Source organism: Kribbella sp. NPDC059898, assembly GCF_042730855.1.
GTDB lineage: Bacteria > Actinomycetota > Actinomycetes > Propionibacteriales > Kribbellaceae > Kribbella.
Genome location: NZ_JBHWKR010000002.1, coordinates 693,659 through 707,494 on the forward strand (window position 1 = coordinate 693,659; position 13,836 = coordinate 707,494).

Consider the following 13,836-nt stretch of genomic DNA (forward strand, 5'->3'; position numbering starts at 1 on the left):
TAGTTCAGGCCTTCTCGAACCAGCCGGGGGTCCCGCGGTGGTGGACCGTCGGGAGCTGGCGTGGGACCACCGGGGCGGCCCATTGGGTGGCGTTGGCGAGGATCTGCTGAACCTCCGGCTGGTGGTACGTCGGGTACTCCTGGTCGCCGGGGCGGAAGTAGAAGACCCGGCCCTGGCCGCGGCGGTAGCAGCAGCCGGAGCGGAAGACCTCGCCGCCGGAGAACGAGCTGACGAAGACCAGCTCGTCCGGCTGCGGGATGTCGAACAGCTCGCCGTACATCTCCTCGCGCTCGATCACCAGCGGGTGCGGGACACCCTGCGCGATCGGGTGCCCGGCGGCGACCGTCCAGATCAGCTCGCGGTCGTTCTCCGCGCGCCAGTCCAGCGAGCACGTCGTACCCATCAGCTTGATGAAGATCTTCGAGAAGTGCGCGGAGTGCAGCGCGATCAGGCCCATCCCGGACAGCACGTGCTGCTGGACACGGTCCACGATCGCGTCGTCGACGTCGCCGTGCGCCGCGTGACCCCACCAGGTGAGTACGTCGGTGTCGGCGAGCACCTCCTCGGTCAGACCGTGCTCCGGGTCCTGCAGCGTGGCCGTGCGTACGACGACCTCGGCACCCAGCCGTTCGCGCAGCGCCGCCGCGATCGTCCCGTGCATGGTGTCCGGGTAGATCTTCCGGACGGTCTCGTCGCGGCCCTCGTGGACGTTCTCGCCCCAGACGGTGACGCGAATCGGGTCAGTCATGGAGAACCACCTCTCGGCCCGCCTTCGCGGACGCGTAGCAAGCGTCGATGATCTCGGTCCGGAGCAGCGCCTCGGACCCGTTCTGGCCTTCCCACTCACCGCTGCGCACGATCCGGACGAACTCCCGCACCACCGCGCGGTGCCCCAGCCCGGCCCCGGTCGCCGGCTTCACCTCGGCCGGTACGCCGGCCACATCGGTGAAGATCCGCAGCGTGTCCTCGGTGGTGTAGTTCTTCACCTCGATCTTCGCGCCGCCCTCGGTGCCGAACAGCTCGATCCCGAAGTTGTCGCCCGGCGCCCGGTAGGTCGCCCAGCTGGTCTCCAGCTGCAGCGCGCCGCCGCCCTTCAGCCGCAGGTACGCCGTGGCCAGGTCCTCGACCTCGAACTTCGACCCGAGGGTGTCGACGGTCGGGCGGTCCGGCGTACTCGCGCTGCCCTTCCCGCGCGGCCCGAGCTCCGCGAACGTGTCCGCGGACACCGTGGTGATCTCGGGCTCGCCGAGCAGGTGCAGCGCCATGTCGAGGATGTGGACGCCGAGGTCGATCAGCGGCCCGCCGCCGGACAGCTCCCGGTTCGTGAACCAGCCGCCCATGCCGGGGATGCCGTTGCGGCGCATCCAGTGCGCCTTCGCGTAGTAGATCCGGCCGAGCTGACCCTCGTCGATCTGGTGCTTGAGCGCCGCCACGTCACCGCGCTCGCGGTGGTTGAACACCACCTTCAGCACCCGGCCGGCCTGCTTCGAGGCCTCGACCATCGCGGAGCCTTCGGCGACCGTCCGCGCGAGCGGCTTCTCGGACAGCACGTGCAGACCCTTGGCGAGCGCGGCCAGCGCGATCGGGGCATGCAGCTGCGTCGGCGTACCGATGCTGACCGCCTCCAGCCCCGGCGTCTCCAGCAGGTCTTCCCACTTCTCGTACAGGTGCGGTACGGCGTGTTTCTCGCCGAGGCTGGTCAGCGTGTCCTTCTCCAGGCCCGCCAGCGCAATCACCTCGACGTCCGGCAACTCGGAGAACGCCTCCAGCGCGGTCCGGCCGGCGAAACCCAGTCCGACGACCCCGACCCGCAGTTTTTGATCGTTCACACCCACGATCCTCTCCCGATGACAACGAAGGACACAACTGCTTCCCACACTACGGAACAGGTTTCAACACCGGTCAACCCGGTTGTTCTAACGGACAGGTAACGGACTCAGTCGCCGTCGGGGTCGAAGTCCGGGTCGATCTGCTCGGGAGACAGCGCCAGTACGTCGGCCAGCTCCAGCACCAGCGCCGACCGGACCAGCCAGGACAGGCTGCTGCCGGACCGTTCCGCGCGGAGCTCGATCGGGCGCCGGAACACCACGATCCGGTACGGCTCGTGCGACGTACCGCCGGTGGCGTGGGTGAGCGGGATCTCGGTGGCGTCGAGCTCCAGGTTCGGGACGTCCTCGATCGCGAACTCGACCCGGGCGATCACCTGCGGCAGCCGCTTCTCCAGCCGGGTCACCTCGATCGCGACCACCTCGTCGAACTGGGCGGCGGCGGACCGCTGCAGCGGCAGGCCACGCGGCGCGAACTTGCTCGGCCGGCTGATCGGGCCGAGCATTCCGCGGCCGTGGCGGTCTATGTGCCTGCGATGACGGCGAGCCTCGGTCACGCGCTCAGCCTAGTGGGCGTAATGTCTGGTCGTGAGCATCGCCAGGATCTGTTCGCGCGCCGGATGTCGGAAGCCGGCCGTGTCGACGCTCACCTACGTGTACGCCGACTCGACCTGTGTCCTCGGTCCGCTGGCCACGTACGCCGAGCCGCACTGCTACGACCTGTGCGCCGACCACGCCGACCGCCTCACCGCGCCGAACGGGTGGGAGGTCATCCGGCTCGCTCCGGACCCGGCCGCGGCCGGCCCGTCATCGGACGACCTCGAGGCGCTCGCGAACGCGGTCCGCGAGGCGGCCCGCCCACTCCCGCCGCGCGGCGAACCCCGCGCCGGCACTCCCGGCGCCCCGGTCGAGATCGCCCGCCGCGGCCACCTCCGAATGCTCCAGGACCCCGGCGCCAACACCACCGAAGGCTGACCGCGCCGGCTCGCTAGCGGAGCGCGGCGCTCACGTCCGGTTGGGCGCCGAGCTGGGCCCGGAACACCAGTGACGTCGACAACGGCCATGCGGCCACCTGCGGTACGTCGTCCTTCGCGGGCTTCGGCGCCGGCATCAGCGTGACGCCCGCGACCACGGTCCCCCGGGTCTGCTGCACCATCAGGTACGTCGGCCGCGGCTGCGCCGGGAACGAGATCGGCGTGGTCGCCCCGTTCAGCACGTCGAGCGCCCGCGTGACCAGCGCCCGCCCGGCCGCATCCCGCAGCTCGAACTTCACGCTCCCGGTCTTCCCCGGCGCGGTCACCTGCAGCACGACCGGCTGCTTGTGCGCCGGCAGCACCAGGTACGCCGGACCCGTCAGCGCCTCGGCGGACCCGATCGACGAGAACTCGGTCTGGCTCGCGTCGGTGGCCCGCATCGCCGCGGTCACCGGCTGGTCGGACGTGATCGTGATCGCGCTCGCGTCGCCGTTCAGCACCTTGTCGAGCGAGATCGACCGGACCGAACCGGCGGGCACCGAGACGGTCTCCAGACCGGCCGGCTTGAACGGGCCGTTCGGGCCGTTGATCGTCAGGCCGGCGGTCGCCTGCAGGTCGGTCGGGTTCGCGATCGAGAGGATCCGGCCGCCGCCACCGGGCGCGACCGCGGGCACGAACACCATGGTCGCGGGCGCGGCCGAGGTGTTCAGCCAGTCGACACCGACCGGTGTGTTCCCGGCCGAGGCGTTCGACCGGACCGCGGCGGCGACCCGGCCGCCGGTCGACTCGACGTGCAGCGCGATGTCGCGGAGGTTCGCCGCGATCTGCCGGAGGTAGAGCGTCGCCGTACCGCGGGCCGGTACCACGATGCCGCGGGCGGCGGGCAGGTCGGCGGCACCGGACCGGGAGTACACGCTGACGTTGACCTCGGCGTTGATGCTGTCCAGGTTCGTCATCACGAGCGCGTCGCGGCGATCGCTCGCCCCGGAGGCGCCGACGAACCAGAAGTCCGATCCGGGCAGCTGGCACGGCACGCTCGCCATGCCGCGGTTGACCTCGCCGTCCGGCGCGGTCGTCGTACTCGTGCCAACCGTCCCGGCGGCCAGCGGACCGGTGCCCTTGATCGACAGCGGCGCCGGGCTGACCGCCACCGGGCTCGAGCCGATGGTGCCGCGTTTGAGCAGCGATCCGACCGGGTCGGAGGTGGCCGGCAGCGGCGCGATCGACAACGGCGCAGCGGTCCCGGGCGCGGTCGCCGTACCTTCGGGCAACGTCGGGGAGACCGCGTTCACGACGCTGGTCATCTTGCCGCCGGGCGCGAGCGCCGGGCAGGCGAGCGCCGTCCGGTTCACGACGGCCCGCGCGGGCTCCGCGGCGGCCGCCTCCACGCGGGTGTCGGCCTTCCCCGGGTGCGTGACGACTCCGAGCCCGGCCAGCACGGCCATGGCGGCGACGACGGCCGCGATCCGGAGGCGCGGGTCGGACAGCAACCGGCTCACCGGGGGTCCCTCCTCGCGTGCGTGCCTTGCGGTACGGCGACGGTCCGGCGGACCGTCGGCAGGCAGAAGATCAGCGCGATGATCCAGCCGATCAGCCCGAGGATGCGCCACAGCGAATGCGTCTGGTCGACGATCGGCGTCTTGCCCTCGATCTTCGAGCGGTCCACCAGCCAGGAGGCGTCGCCGTCGTTCGCGCTGGCCCGGGTCAGGCCGGGCAGCGAGTCGAGCGTCGACTGCAGCGTCGGGTCCACCGGGCCCGGCAGGTACACGTAGTCGATCGCGAGGCCGGCCAACTGGCGGCCTTCCTCGCCGCTACCGCCGCCGCCGAGGGTCGCGAGCACGTCGGTGATCGGCTTGGTCTGCGCCGGGGTCGGCGCCGCCTCGAGCGCGCCCATCCGCGGGCCACCGTTCTTGACCAGCGAGAACCGCATCTGACCGCCGGCCGCCTTGCGCACCACCAGGATCGACTGGTTGTTCGGCGGTGCCTGCGAATCAGCCAGGTACGCCGGGAGGTCCTGGGCGGGGCCGCGCCACAGCGGACCGTCCGCACCGCGCACCAGCCAGAAGCCCGCGGTCACGATCGTCGTCACCAGCGCGAGCCCGAGCACGCCCCGGACGATGAGCTCCCGCGACTTCCCGACCGAGTCCCAGGCGACTGTGACCGAGACGATCCAGCCGGCCGTCATCAGGAACATCAACGGCCCGCTGCCGCCACCGAGCCGGCTCGCGACCAGCGTCCCGGCCAGACCGGCCAGCGCGGCGAACCAGCCGAGCAGCTCGTACCGCTGGCGGGACTCCCGCAGCAGGCCGACCAGCGCGACCACGATCAGCGGCACGGCGAACCACCACGGCGTCGGCGCACCGATCGGCGTGCCGGTCAGCAGGTGCGGCAGGCTGTCGCCCGGGCCGATCGCGGCGGTCGGCGGACCGCCCGCCTCCTGACCGAGCTTCGACGGGTGCCGCACCAGGTCGATCGTCCACGGCAGCACGAGCAGCAGCCCGAGCACGACCGAGAACACCAACTGCCGGCCCTGCCGCCGCCAGCCGAGGCCGAGCACCGCGCCCAACACCAGCACGACCGCGATCAGCAGACCGAGCGCCGGCGTGAACGCGAACAACACGGCGAGACAAGCGCCGGCGAACCAAGCGGCCCGCCAACTGCCCTGCACAACCACGCGCCGCCGCCGGGCGACGGTGTGCACAGCGGCACCGAGCAGCGGCAGCACGATCGCCGCCACACACGTCCCGAGCCGCCCCTGCGAGATCGCGCCGTTCGTGAAAACAGCCAGCCCGTACGCCGATGCGCCCCACGCGCGGGCCACGCGGTCGACGACGAAGGACCGCAGCAACGCCCACGCCGCGAGACCGGCCAGCGGAACCGCGCCGAGCAGCAAGATGTTCGTCGCGCCGCCCGGGCCGAACAGGACCGTGGAGAATGCCCACATCTGCCCCAGCCACGCCGGCGGGGTGACGCCGGGCGGGGCGGACGCGGCCGCGTGCCACAGCGCCGCCAGGTTGTCCTGCGCCGGGAGCAGCAGGTGCGAACGGAGGGCACCGCCACCGATCAGCCCGCGCGCCGCGACGATCGCACCGAGCGCGAGCACCACCCACGCGACCAGGAACGGCCGCCGGATCAGCTGCCGGCGCCAGCGCGGCTGGTCGACCGCGACGCGCGCGGTCGACTTCGCCCGGCGGGCCGTGGTGACGACCTGTTCCTCGGGCTCGTCCGCCCAGGCCTCGCGGATCCGCTCGGAGATCGTGCTGGTGGTCTCCTCCAGGTTGTGCCGCAGTGCGTGCACGGACCGGGAGAACAGGCCCTTGATGTCGTCGTACGGGACCTGGTTGAGATTGCGGCGGCTCTTGCGGGCGCTGGTCCAGCCGCCGGCGAGCAAGGTGCCGAGTAGGGCGGTCCATTCGTCGACCGCGCCGGAAGGCGTCTTGCCGACGACGAACCAGATCGACCGCAGCACGGTGCCGAACAGGAAGCGCAGGATCAGCAGCGGAAGCAGCTTGCCAGGGGCGTTCGCGAGAACGGTGTAGTACGCATGGGCACGGTCGAGCTGGTACGCGTGCCGCCGGGTGCCGGCCAGAGCCCGCTCGCCGGTGGCCGCGGCCTGGGCGTGGTAGACGACCGCGTCCGGCGCGACGCCGACCTGGTACCCGGCGCGGCTCGCACGCCAGCCGAAGTCGATGTCGTCGCGGAACATCGGCAGCCGCGGGTCGAACCCGTGCAGCGCCTCCCAGACGTCGCGGCGGACCAGCATGCCGGCCGAGCTGACCGCGAGCACGTTCCGCGGCTGGTCGTGCTGGCCCTGGTCGAGCTCGCCGTTCTCGATGCCGGTGTCGCGGCGGCCGCCGAGCGACGTGGTGACGCCGACCTCGAGCAGCTCACGGTCCCGCGGCCAGAGCCGCAGTTTCGGGCCCCAGACTCCGGTCTCCGGCGAGATAGTGGCCTGGAGCAACAACTTCTCCAGGGCCTTCGGGGCCGGCGCACAGTCGTCGTGCAGCAGCCACAGCCACTCCACCACGGGCACCTGGCCGTCGTCGCCGTACGGACCGACCGCGCTCGGGATCGGCGCGAAACCGTGCGTTTCCAGGCCGCGCGCGACCGCGACGCCGAAACCGGTCCGCGCGGACACGCTGACCACGGGCTCGACGCCGGGCATCGCGGCCAGCAGTTCGGCGGTCTCGTCGGTGGAGCCGGTGTCGACCGCGATCAGCCGGTCCGGACGCGGGTTCAGCGCCCACAGCGACTCGGACAGGCGCGGCAGCCAGGCCGCGCCCTCATGCCCGACCACCACCGCGGTGACGACATGCCGGACCCGCGGACGGCGCATGTGGCCACCAGTGTGATCGGTCGGGAAGTCGACGGAGTCGAAGAATTCCCAACCGGCCGGAGCTTCTTGTTCCATGCGGAGCTGTGACACCTCGATGCTTGCGGACGGTCACCGCGACCGCAGGTCCCGGCGAGGACTCACCATACAGCCGCTCTCGGAGTGTCGGGAAAGCCGCAGCTACAGCCTGTGGAAAAGCCGCGGGCCCCGGACGACGATCGTCCAGGGCCTCGCGGAAGTCTCTGCTGTTGCTGTTGTCCTCAGCCGCCGCTCAGACGGCCTTCTTCTTCAGCTTGCGGCGCTCCCGCTCCGACAGACCGCCCCAGATTCCGAAGCGCTCGTCGTTCTGCAGCGCGTACTCGAGGCATTCGCCCCGGACGTCGCAGCCGAGGCACACCTTCTTGGCCTCGCGGGTGGAACCGCCCTTCTCCGGGAAGAAAGCCTCTGGATCAGTCTGGGCGCACAGCGCCCGTTCCTGCCAGTTCGGCTCCTCCTCGATCGCCTCACCGTCGACAATCGCCATCAGGCCCTCTGTCACGGTACGACCTCCTCGACCCTGTTCGTTCCCCTGTACATGTGGGTTTGCGGTCCACATGCCTGACCTCGTCCGTCCTGCGCTCTGCAACGGTCCCCGATACCGAGTGTCCTAACGAACGACACGGTTGAAATTACATTCCTGCAATGCACGAAAGTCAAGCCGTGCTCTGCTATTGGGATCATCCGCAACACGCCCGCAAAAGAACGAGAGGCCTGCAGATACAGGCCTCTCGCGCCGGGTACCCCCGGTCGAACCACGTCATACCGCAATTTTCCGGGCAGCACCGGTAAGGGCTTGCTGCGCTGATCGGCTGACCGATCAGGAAGGCTGCGACCACCAGCCCTGCTGACCCTGACCAGGCTGGTTCGGGTCGTTCTTGTCACCCTCGACGCGCTGGTCGACGCGGGTCTCGTCGGCCGATTCGGCCGGCTGCGCGGGCTCTGCGGCCGCCGGCTGCTCGGCCGGCTTGTCGTCGGCCTGCCAGGACTGCTCCTGCTGCCAGGCCTGCTGACCCTGCTTGGCTTCGGGCTGTGCGTCCGTGCCCTCGGCCGCCTGACCCCACTCCTGCGCGGGCTGGGCCTGCTGGCCGTAGTCCTGGCCGCTCCACTGCTGGCCGTGCTGCTGACCGGCGTCGGCGCCCCACTGCTGCTGCTGCTCCTGCGGCCACTGCTGGCCCTGCTCCTGGCCGCTCCACTGCTGCTGGCCTTCGGAGTTCCATGCCTGCGTGGGCTCGGCAGCTGCCTGGCCCTCGGCCGGCCACGCCTGCTCCGGCTGGCCGGAGTGCTGTGCGGCGTGCTGACCGGCCTGCGGGTCAGTGTGCTGACCGTGCTGCGCCTCGGCCTCGCCGGCGGACCAGGCCTGCGGCTGCTCGCCTTGGTTCCAGCCCTGCTCCTGCGGCCACTGCTGCTGGTCGCCCTGACCGGCCGCGTAACCACCAGCGGCACCGGCCGCCGCGTAACCGCCGTACTGCTGCTGGCCCTGGTCGTACTGCTGACCGCCGTACTGGCCCTGCTGGTCCTGACCGTAGCCCTGCTGCTGTGCGTAGCCCTGCTGGCCGTACTGCGCCTGCTGCCCGCCGAACTGCGGCTGGCCCGGCTGCTGCTGGAACTGACCCGCCTTGGGCGCCTTCACCGGCGCCGGCAGCGCCTGGAACGTCTTCAGGGCGTAGAGCCCGACACCGCCGTACAGCGCGAGACCGCCGAGCGACGCGATGAAGCCGACGATCTTCTCGCCGGCCGTGCCGCCGCCGTTGAACTGCGCGAACGTCGCGATCAGTCCGATCAGCAGGAACAGGCCGGTGATGACCAGCGCCGCCAGCGTGACGATCCGGGCGTTCGGCGTGCGCTCACCCTCGTTGACCAGCCAGACCGCGGCGACCAGCGCCGGGATCAGCGCGATCGTGGTGACCGACGGCGGGACGATGAAGCTGTGCACGCCCGCGGACGCGGCCACGAAGCCGATGCCGCCGACGAACAGCTGGAAGAGCGCTGCCACTGCGAGCAGGCCGGTGAATGCGAGCAGGATGTACGCGACCGGCTCTCTGAGCTTCTTGGTTGCGTCGGTGACCACGAGGGGCTCCTCGGATGTTGGGGGGCCGTACAACTGAGCTGTGCGGATCTGATGACTCACCGCAGCATAGTCGTGCGGTGGGCCGACGCATTGACGACTCGGGCAGACTCTTCCCATGCAAGTTCGCACCCACATGCCCAAGCGATACACCGTGCTGGCCGGTGGCATCGGCGGTTCCGCCTTCCTGCGCGGTCTGCTCACCGCCCGTCCCGACGCGGAGATCACCGTCGTCGGGAACACCGCGGACGACATCACCCTGTTCGGCCTGCGGGTCTGTCCCGACCTCGACACCGTCATGTACACCCTCGGCGGCGGCATCTCGGAGGAGCGCAAGTGGGGTCGTGAGGACGAGACCTGGGTGATCAAGGAGGAGCTCGCGGCGTACGGCGTGGAGCCCACCTGGTTCGGGCTCGGCGACCGCGACATCGCGACCCACCTGGTGCGGACGCAGATGCTGGACGCCGGGTACAGCCTGACCGCGGTGACCGAGGCGCTCTGCGCCCGCTGGAAGCTCCCGGTCCGGCTGCTGCCGATGAGCGACGACCGGATCGAGACCCACGTGGTCGTCGACGACCCGGAGCAGCCCGGACGCCGCAAGGCCATCCACTTCCAGGAGTACTGGGTCCGCTACCAGGCAGGCATCCCGGCGCACCAGATCGTTGCCGTCGGCCAGGACAAGGCGAAGCCCGCGCCCGGCGTACTCGACGCGATCGCGGACTGCGACGTACTGATCGTGCCGCCGTCCAACCCGGTCGTCTCGGTCGGCACGATCCTCGGCGTACCGGGGATCCGGGAGGCCGTGCGGGCGACCGCCGCGCCGGTCATCGGGCTGTCGCCGATCATCGGTACCGGCCCGGTTCGCGGGATGGCCGACAAGGTGCTGGCCACGGTCGGCGTCGCGGCCACCGCGTCGGCGGTCGCCCGGTACTACGGCTCCCGCGCGTCCGGCGGCGTACTCGACGGCTGGCTGATCGACACCTCGGACGCGATCCAGGCGGATTCGATCGCCGGAGCCGGAATTCACGTCCAGGCAGTGCCGTTGTGGATGACGGACGAGACCACCACCGCCGCGATGGCTGACGCGGCACTGACCCTCGCGGAGGCCGTACGGCGATGAGGAAGCACCTGGAGATCTTCCCGGTGACCGGACTGCCGGAGGTGGCGGCCGGGGCGGACCTGGCGGCCCTGATCGCGGAAGGCACCGACCTGCGCGACGGCGACGTGGTCTCGGTGACGTCGAAGATCGTCAGCAAGGCGGAGGGCCGGCTCACGTACGGCACCCGGCGCGAGGCGGTCGACGCCGAGCTGGTCCGGGTGGTCGCGCAACGCGGCGACACCCGGATCGTGCAGACCCGGCACGGCCTGGTGATGGCGGCGGCCGGCACGGATACGTCCAACACGGCCCCCGGCACGGTTCTGCTGCTGCCGGTCGACCCGGACGCGTCGGCCCGGGTTCTGCGGTCGGCCTTGAAGGAGCGGTTCGACGTCAATGTCGGCATCGTCGTCACGGACACCCTCGGCCGCCCCTGGCGGAACGGGCAGACCGACGTGGCCATCGGCGCCGCCGGGGTGCGCGTGGTCGAGGACCTCCGCGGTACGACGGACAGCCACGGCAACGTCCTCGCGGTCACCGAGCCCGCCCTCGCGGACGAGATCGCCGGCGCCAGCGAGCTGGTGAAAGGCAAGGCCGACGGCGTACCGGTCGCCGTACTGCGTGGACTCGAGGACGCCGTACTGCCGGTAGGCGAGGACGGGCCCGGGGCGCGGGCGCTGGTGCGGGACGCGGAGCACGACATGTTCAGCCTTGGGACCCGGGAGGCGGCCCGGGCCGCCGTACTCGACCGGCGACCGCCTGCCGGGCCGCGGGAGCTTGATCCGGTGCTGTTGTCGGACCTGGTCGTTGACGGCGTGGAGTTGACGGCGGGTGACAACGCTGTCACGGTGTCCGGCGCGGACCCGGTCACGGTCGGAGTCGTCGCCGAGCGGGTCGCCGTACTGCTGCATGCCGAGGGCTACGGGGTCGCGGTGCAGACCGGGCCGGGCGCCGCGGCGACGGTCACGTTCGGCTCACGGTCGAAGTAGTTTTCTAGGCAACTTCTTAGGGTCACCTCGTACACTGCCATCGCACGGCGGCGCGGTGGCCGCCCTTAGCCGGGAAGACCAACACTGTGGGTAAAGCGTCGTCGCAGAAACAGTCGCGCCGCCAGATGATCGAGAAGATGCAGCGCGAGCAGGCCGCCTCGGACCGCCGCCGCACCATCATCATCGTGATCTGCTCGATCGTCGTCGGACTCGCCATCATCGCCTACCCGGCGATCAAGCTCGTCCAGGACTCCCGGACCAAGAACCAGGCCCTCACCGACTTCGGCGTCGCGGCCGGCTCCGCCTCGTGCGACCCGGCCACCAACGACACCGCCGGCGGCACCCAGGACCACCGCCCCGACGGCGAGAAGATCGCGTACTCCGTCTCCCCGCCGTCCTCCGGCCCGCACTACGCGGTCTGGGCGCCGTTCGACAAGAAGTTCTACTCGATGAGCGACCGCCCGCCGGTGGAGAACCTGGTGCACAACCTGGAGCACGGGTACACGATCCTCTGGTACCGCGACACCCTGCCGAAGGACCAGATCGACAAGATCGAGAAGATCGCCAAGTCGAAGCTGCCTGACGCCTCGCTGAACAAGTTCATCGCGGCGCCCTACAAGCAGTCCGAGGGCAAGGGCTGGCCGGACGGCAAGAACCTGGCCTTCGCCCACTGGAGCGGCCCCGGCACCGACCAAAAGTCCTTCGGCCACCGCCAGTTCTGCGGCTCCGTCAGCGGCGAGGCCCTCAAACAGTTCATCGAAAAATACCCAGCCACCGACGCCCAAGAACCCAACGGCGGCTGAGGATCCACAGCTCGCCGAACGCCCCCGAGAGACTCCTTCTCTCGGGGGCGTTCACGTTGGACAAAATTTGCAACAAGCTGCAAATACAGTCGCCCGCACCCAAGGGGAGATCGGTCCCCCAGGGGCGAAATGTTGACGTATACACGTCTGCATCCCCGACAATCCATTCCTGAACACCGCTCTCGCCGGCCGCTTCAGGCGTTCTTCGGCGAGGTGATCATCGTGATTGCGCCACCCAACCTCCTCGGTCAGCCCCAGCGAGGCGTTGCCGACTACCAGGCCGAGGAAGGGCACCTCACCCTCGCACCGGGCTGGAAATGGCCCACGGCAGTCGCCTACGCGACCGTCGGGCCCGATGGGCGAAGCATGGTGTACCAGTCCGGGTTCGCAACAACGCAAGCCGACCACTATTGGTACTGTTCATGGGAAACTGATTGGTTACGTCAGCGACTGAGCCGCACGGAACGAGTTGACGTGCGAAAGCAACTGGAGTCCGTCCGGCGGACTCACATGTATGTCAATGACATCATCGCCGTCGACCGCCCACTGTTCGATCACTAGTTGAAACCGTGTCCCGGGGAAGACCGGCAATCGATGACGTTTTCTGGACAGGAGTGATTGAAATATCCGCCGGGAGTCAGTTCGATGATCTCGTATCTTTGGAGTAATGGCGCCGGCGTGCTCGCCGGTTGTGTCGTCGTTCTCGCCGGGGCCATTGCGGCTTCGGTGGGACGGCGACGTGGGCGCGCGGAGGGGGTGTGGGCCGGAGGAATCGCGGTGAGCGTCCTCGGGATTCTGGCCGTCACACTCGGGCGTTACGGGCTGCCTTCCGGTGTCTGCCTCGCTTGCGGGTTCCGCTGGACGCCTGGGGGCTGGAACCGGTTCTCGACGGACTTCGGGTTCAGCGAGGAGATCTGGCTCAACGTCGCGCTTTTCGTACCTGCCGGCGTTCTGCTGTCGCTGCGCCTCCGGCAGGTCGTGGTTGTGGCGGTCGGACTGACCGCGCTCAGCGCGGCAATCGAGGCAGTGCAGGGCGTCCTGGGTCTGGGAACGGCCGACGTCTCAGATCTGTGTGCCAACTCGTTGGGCGCCTATCTGGGTGTGCTGGTAGGCAGCATCGCCGGCCTCGCAATGTCGAGGGCCTGGCGCCGGCGACAGCTCGTCGTTCAGGTTGGCCTGCTCGTGGTCCTGGCCGGCTTCTTCGCCGCAACGATCCCAGGTCAGGCCGCATCCCGGCAGCACGACGAGATCGCCAGCCTGGAGAGGATGTTCGCACAGACAACGCTGACCGACTATGAACACTGGTCGACAGCCAACCGTCTCGGTCCGATGGTCTTCAACATCGGAAGCCGCTACAGCGACGGCGCCTCGACGACTGCCACAACGGCGATAGTTCGGTATCCGACTTCCTTCATGGGAGTTCGTCAGTGCGTGTTCTCAACCTGGACGGCACATGACTTCAGCGTACGAAGCGCGCACGGTTCCTCGTGCACGACTTTCATGGGGTAGCCGGCACTCCTGCGCCGACCTCCGATGATGTCACTGCGGAGGCCGCGTCCCAGACCGCGGGCGTGTTTCGAGTGGATCGCCCGATCATCGCGCTGTGGAATCAGAACTCCCGGACTCCCTGGAGCTCTGCCCACCGGCCTGACGCGCAGCCCCCCGCGGGCGCGGACCCATTCGATCTCGCATCCAGTCTGGCCAAGGTATC

The 13,836-nt window shown here is 69.9% G+C and carries 13 protein-coding genes; 6 read left to right on the forward strand and 7 right to left on the reverse strand.

Annotated elements, in window-relative coordinates; genetic code table 11:
• Window positions 1–4 precede the first annotated feature (4 nt).
• The 3 genes from ACFV9C_RS08855 to ACFV9C_RS08865 form a co-directional block, all read right to left on the reverse strand.
• The gene (locus ACFV9C_RS08855; protein ID WP_380191875.1) at window positions 5–748 is read right to left on the reverse strand and encodes a ThuA domain-containing protein; all 744 of its coding nucleotides are present in this window, start codon (window positions 746–748) and stop codon (window positions 5–7) included.
• Window positions 741–1,829: a Gfo/Idh/MocA family protein gene (locus tag ACFV9C_RS08860; RefSeq protein ID WP_380191876.1), complete on the reverse strand. Its 1,089-nt coding sequence runs from the start codon at window positions 1,827–1,829 to the stop codon at window positions 741–743. The genes ACFV9C_RS08855 and ACFV9C_RS08860 overlap by 8 nt, the downstream gene beginning before the upstream one ends.
• A 107-nt stretch (window positions 1,830–1,936) precedes the next feature.
• Window positions 1,937–2,383 (reverse strand): metallopeptidase family protein, encoded by a 447-nt coding sequence (locus ACFV9C_RS08865; RefSeq protein WP_380191878.1) that lies wholly within the window; start codon window positions 2,381–2,383, stop codon window positions 1,937–1,939.
• Between the two features lie 31 nt (window positions 2,384–2,414).
• On the opposite strand from ACFV9C_RS08865, the gene ACFV9C_RS08870 reads away from it, so the two are divergent.
• A complete protein-coding gene (locus ACFV9C_RS08870; protein WP_380191880.1) occupies window positions 2,415–2,801 on the forward strand; it encodes a DUF3499 domain-containing protein in 387 nt (128 codons plus the stop codon).
• A 13-nt stretch (window positions 2,802–2,814) separates the two neighbouring features.
• On the opposite strand, the gene ACFV9C_RS08875 is transcribed toward ACFV9C_RS08870, so the two are convergent.
• The 4 genes from ACFV9C_RS08875 to ACFV9C_RS08890 all read right to left on the reverse strand — a co-directional run bounded on the left by ACFV9C_RS08875 (window position 2,815) and on the right by ACFV9C_RS08890 (window position 9,240).
• Window positions 2,815–4,299, reverse strand: coding sequence for a DUF5719 family protein (locus ACFV9C_RS08875; protein WP_380191882.1), 1,485 nt, complete (start codon window positions 4,297–4,299; stop codon window positions 2,815–2,817).
• On the reverse strand, window positions 4,296–7,211 hold the full coding sequence (locus tag ACFV9C_RS08880) for a glycosyltransferase (RefSeq protein ID WP_380191884.1): 2,916 nt from the start codon (window positions 7,209–7,211) through the stop codon (window positions 4,296–4,298). The genes ACFV9C_RS08875 and ACFV9C_RS08880 overlap by 4 nt, the downstream gene beginning before the upstream one ends.
• Before the next feature lie 193 nt (window positions 7,212–7,404).
• On the reverse strand, window positions 7,405–7,656 hold the full coding sequence (locus tag ACFV9C_RS08885) for a WhiB family transcriptional regulator (protein WP_020389877.1): 252 nt from the start codon (window positions 7,654–7,656) through the stop codon (window positions 7,405–7,407).
• A 333-nt stretch (window positions 7,657–7,989) separates the two neighbouring features.
• Window positions 7,990–9,240: a hypothetical protein gene (locus tag ACFV9C_RS08890; protein WP_380191886.1), complete on the reverse strand. Its 1,251-nt coding sequence runs from the start codon at window positions 9,238–9,240 to the stop codon at window positions 7,990–7,992.
• 115 nt (window positions 9,241–9,355) lie between these two features.
• Between ACFV9C_RS08890 and cofD the strand changes: the two genes are divergently transcribed.
• The 5 genes from cofD (at window position 9,356) to ACFV9C_RS08915 (ending at window position 13,634) form a co-directional block, all read left to right on the forward strand.
• Window positions 9,356–10,357, forward strand: a complete 1,002-nt coding sequence (gene cofD, locus ACFV9C_RS08895) for a 2-phospho-L-lactate transferase (protein ID WP_380191887.1) — start codon at window positions 9,356–9,358, stop codon at window positions 10,355–10,357.
• Window positions 10,354–11,322 carry a coenzyme F420-0:L-glutamate ligase gene (locus tag ACFV9C_RS08900; protein WP_380191889.1) on the forward strand — a complete coding sequence of 323 codons (969 nt, stop codon included), beginning with the start codon at window positions 10,354–10,356 and terminating at the stop codon, window positions 11,320–11,322. The genes cofD and ACFV9C_RS08900 overlap by 4 nt, the downstream gene beginning before the upstream one ends.
• Before the next feature lie 125 nt (window positions 11,323–11,447).
• Window positions 11,448–12,125, forward strand: a complete 678-nt coding sequence (locus ACFV9C_RS08905; RefSeq protein WP_380191890.1) for a DUF3105 domain-containing protein — start codon at window positions 11,448–11,450, stop codon at window positions 12,123–12,125.
• A gap of 213 nt (window positions 12,126–12,338) precedes the next feature.
• Window positions 12,339–12,686, forward strand: coding sequence for a hypothetical protein (locus ACFV9C_RS08910; RefSeq protein WP_380191892.1), 348 nt, complete (start codon window positions 12,339–12,341; stop codon window positions 12,684–12,686).
• Window positions 12,687–12,770: 84 nt separating this feature from the next.
• Window positions 12,771–13,634 carry a VanZ family protein gene (locus ACFV9C_RS08915; RefSeq protein WP_380191894.1) on the forward strand — a complete coding sequence of 288 codons (864 nt, stop codon included), beginning with the start codon at window positions 12,771–12,773 and terminating at the stop codon, window positions 13,632–13,634.
• Window positions 13,635–13,836 lie beyond the last annotated feature (202 nt).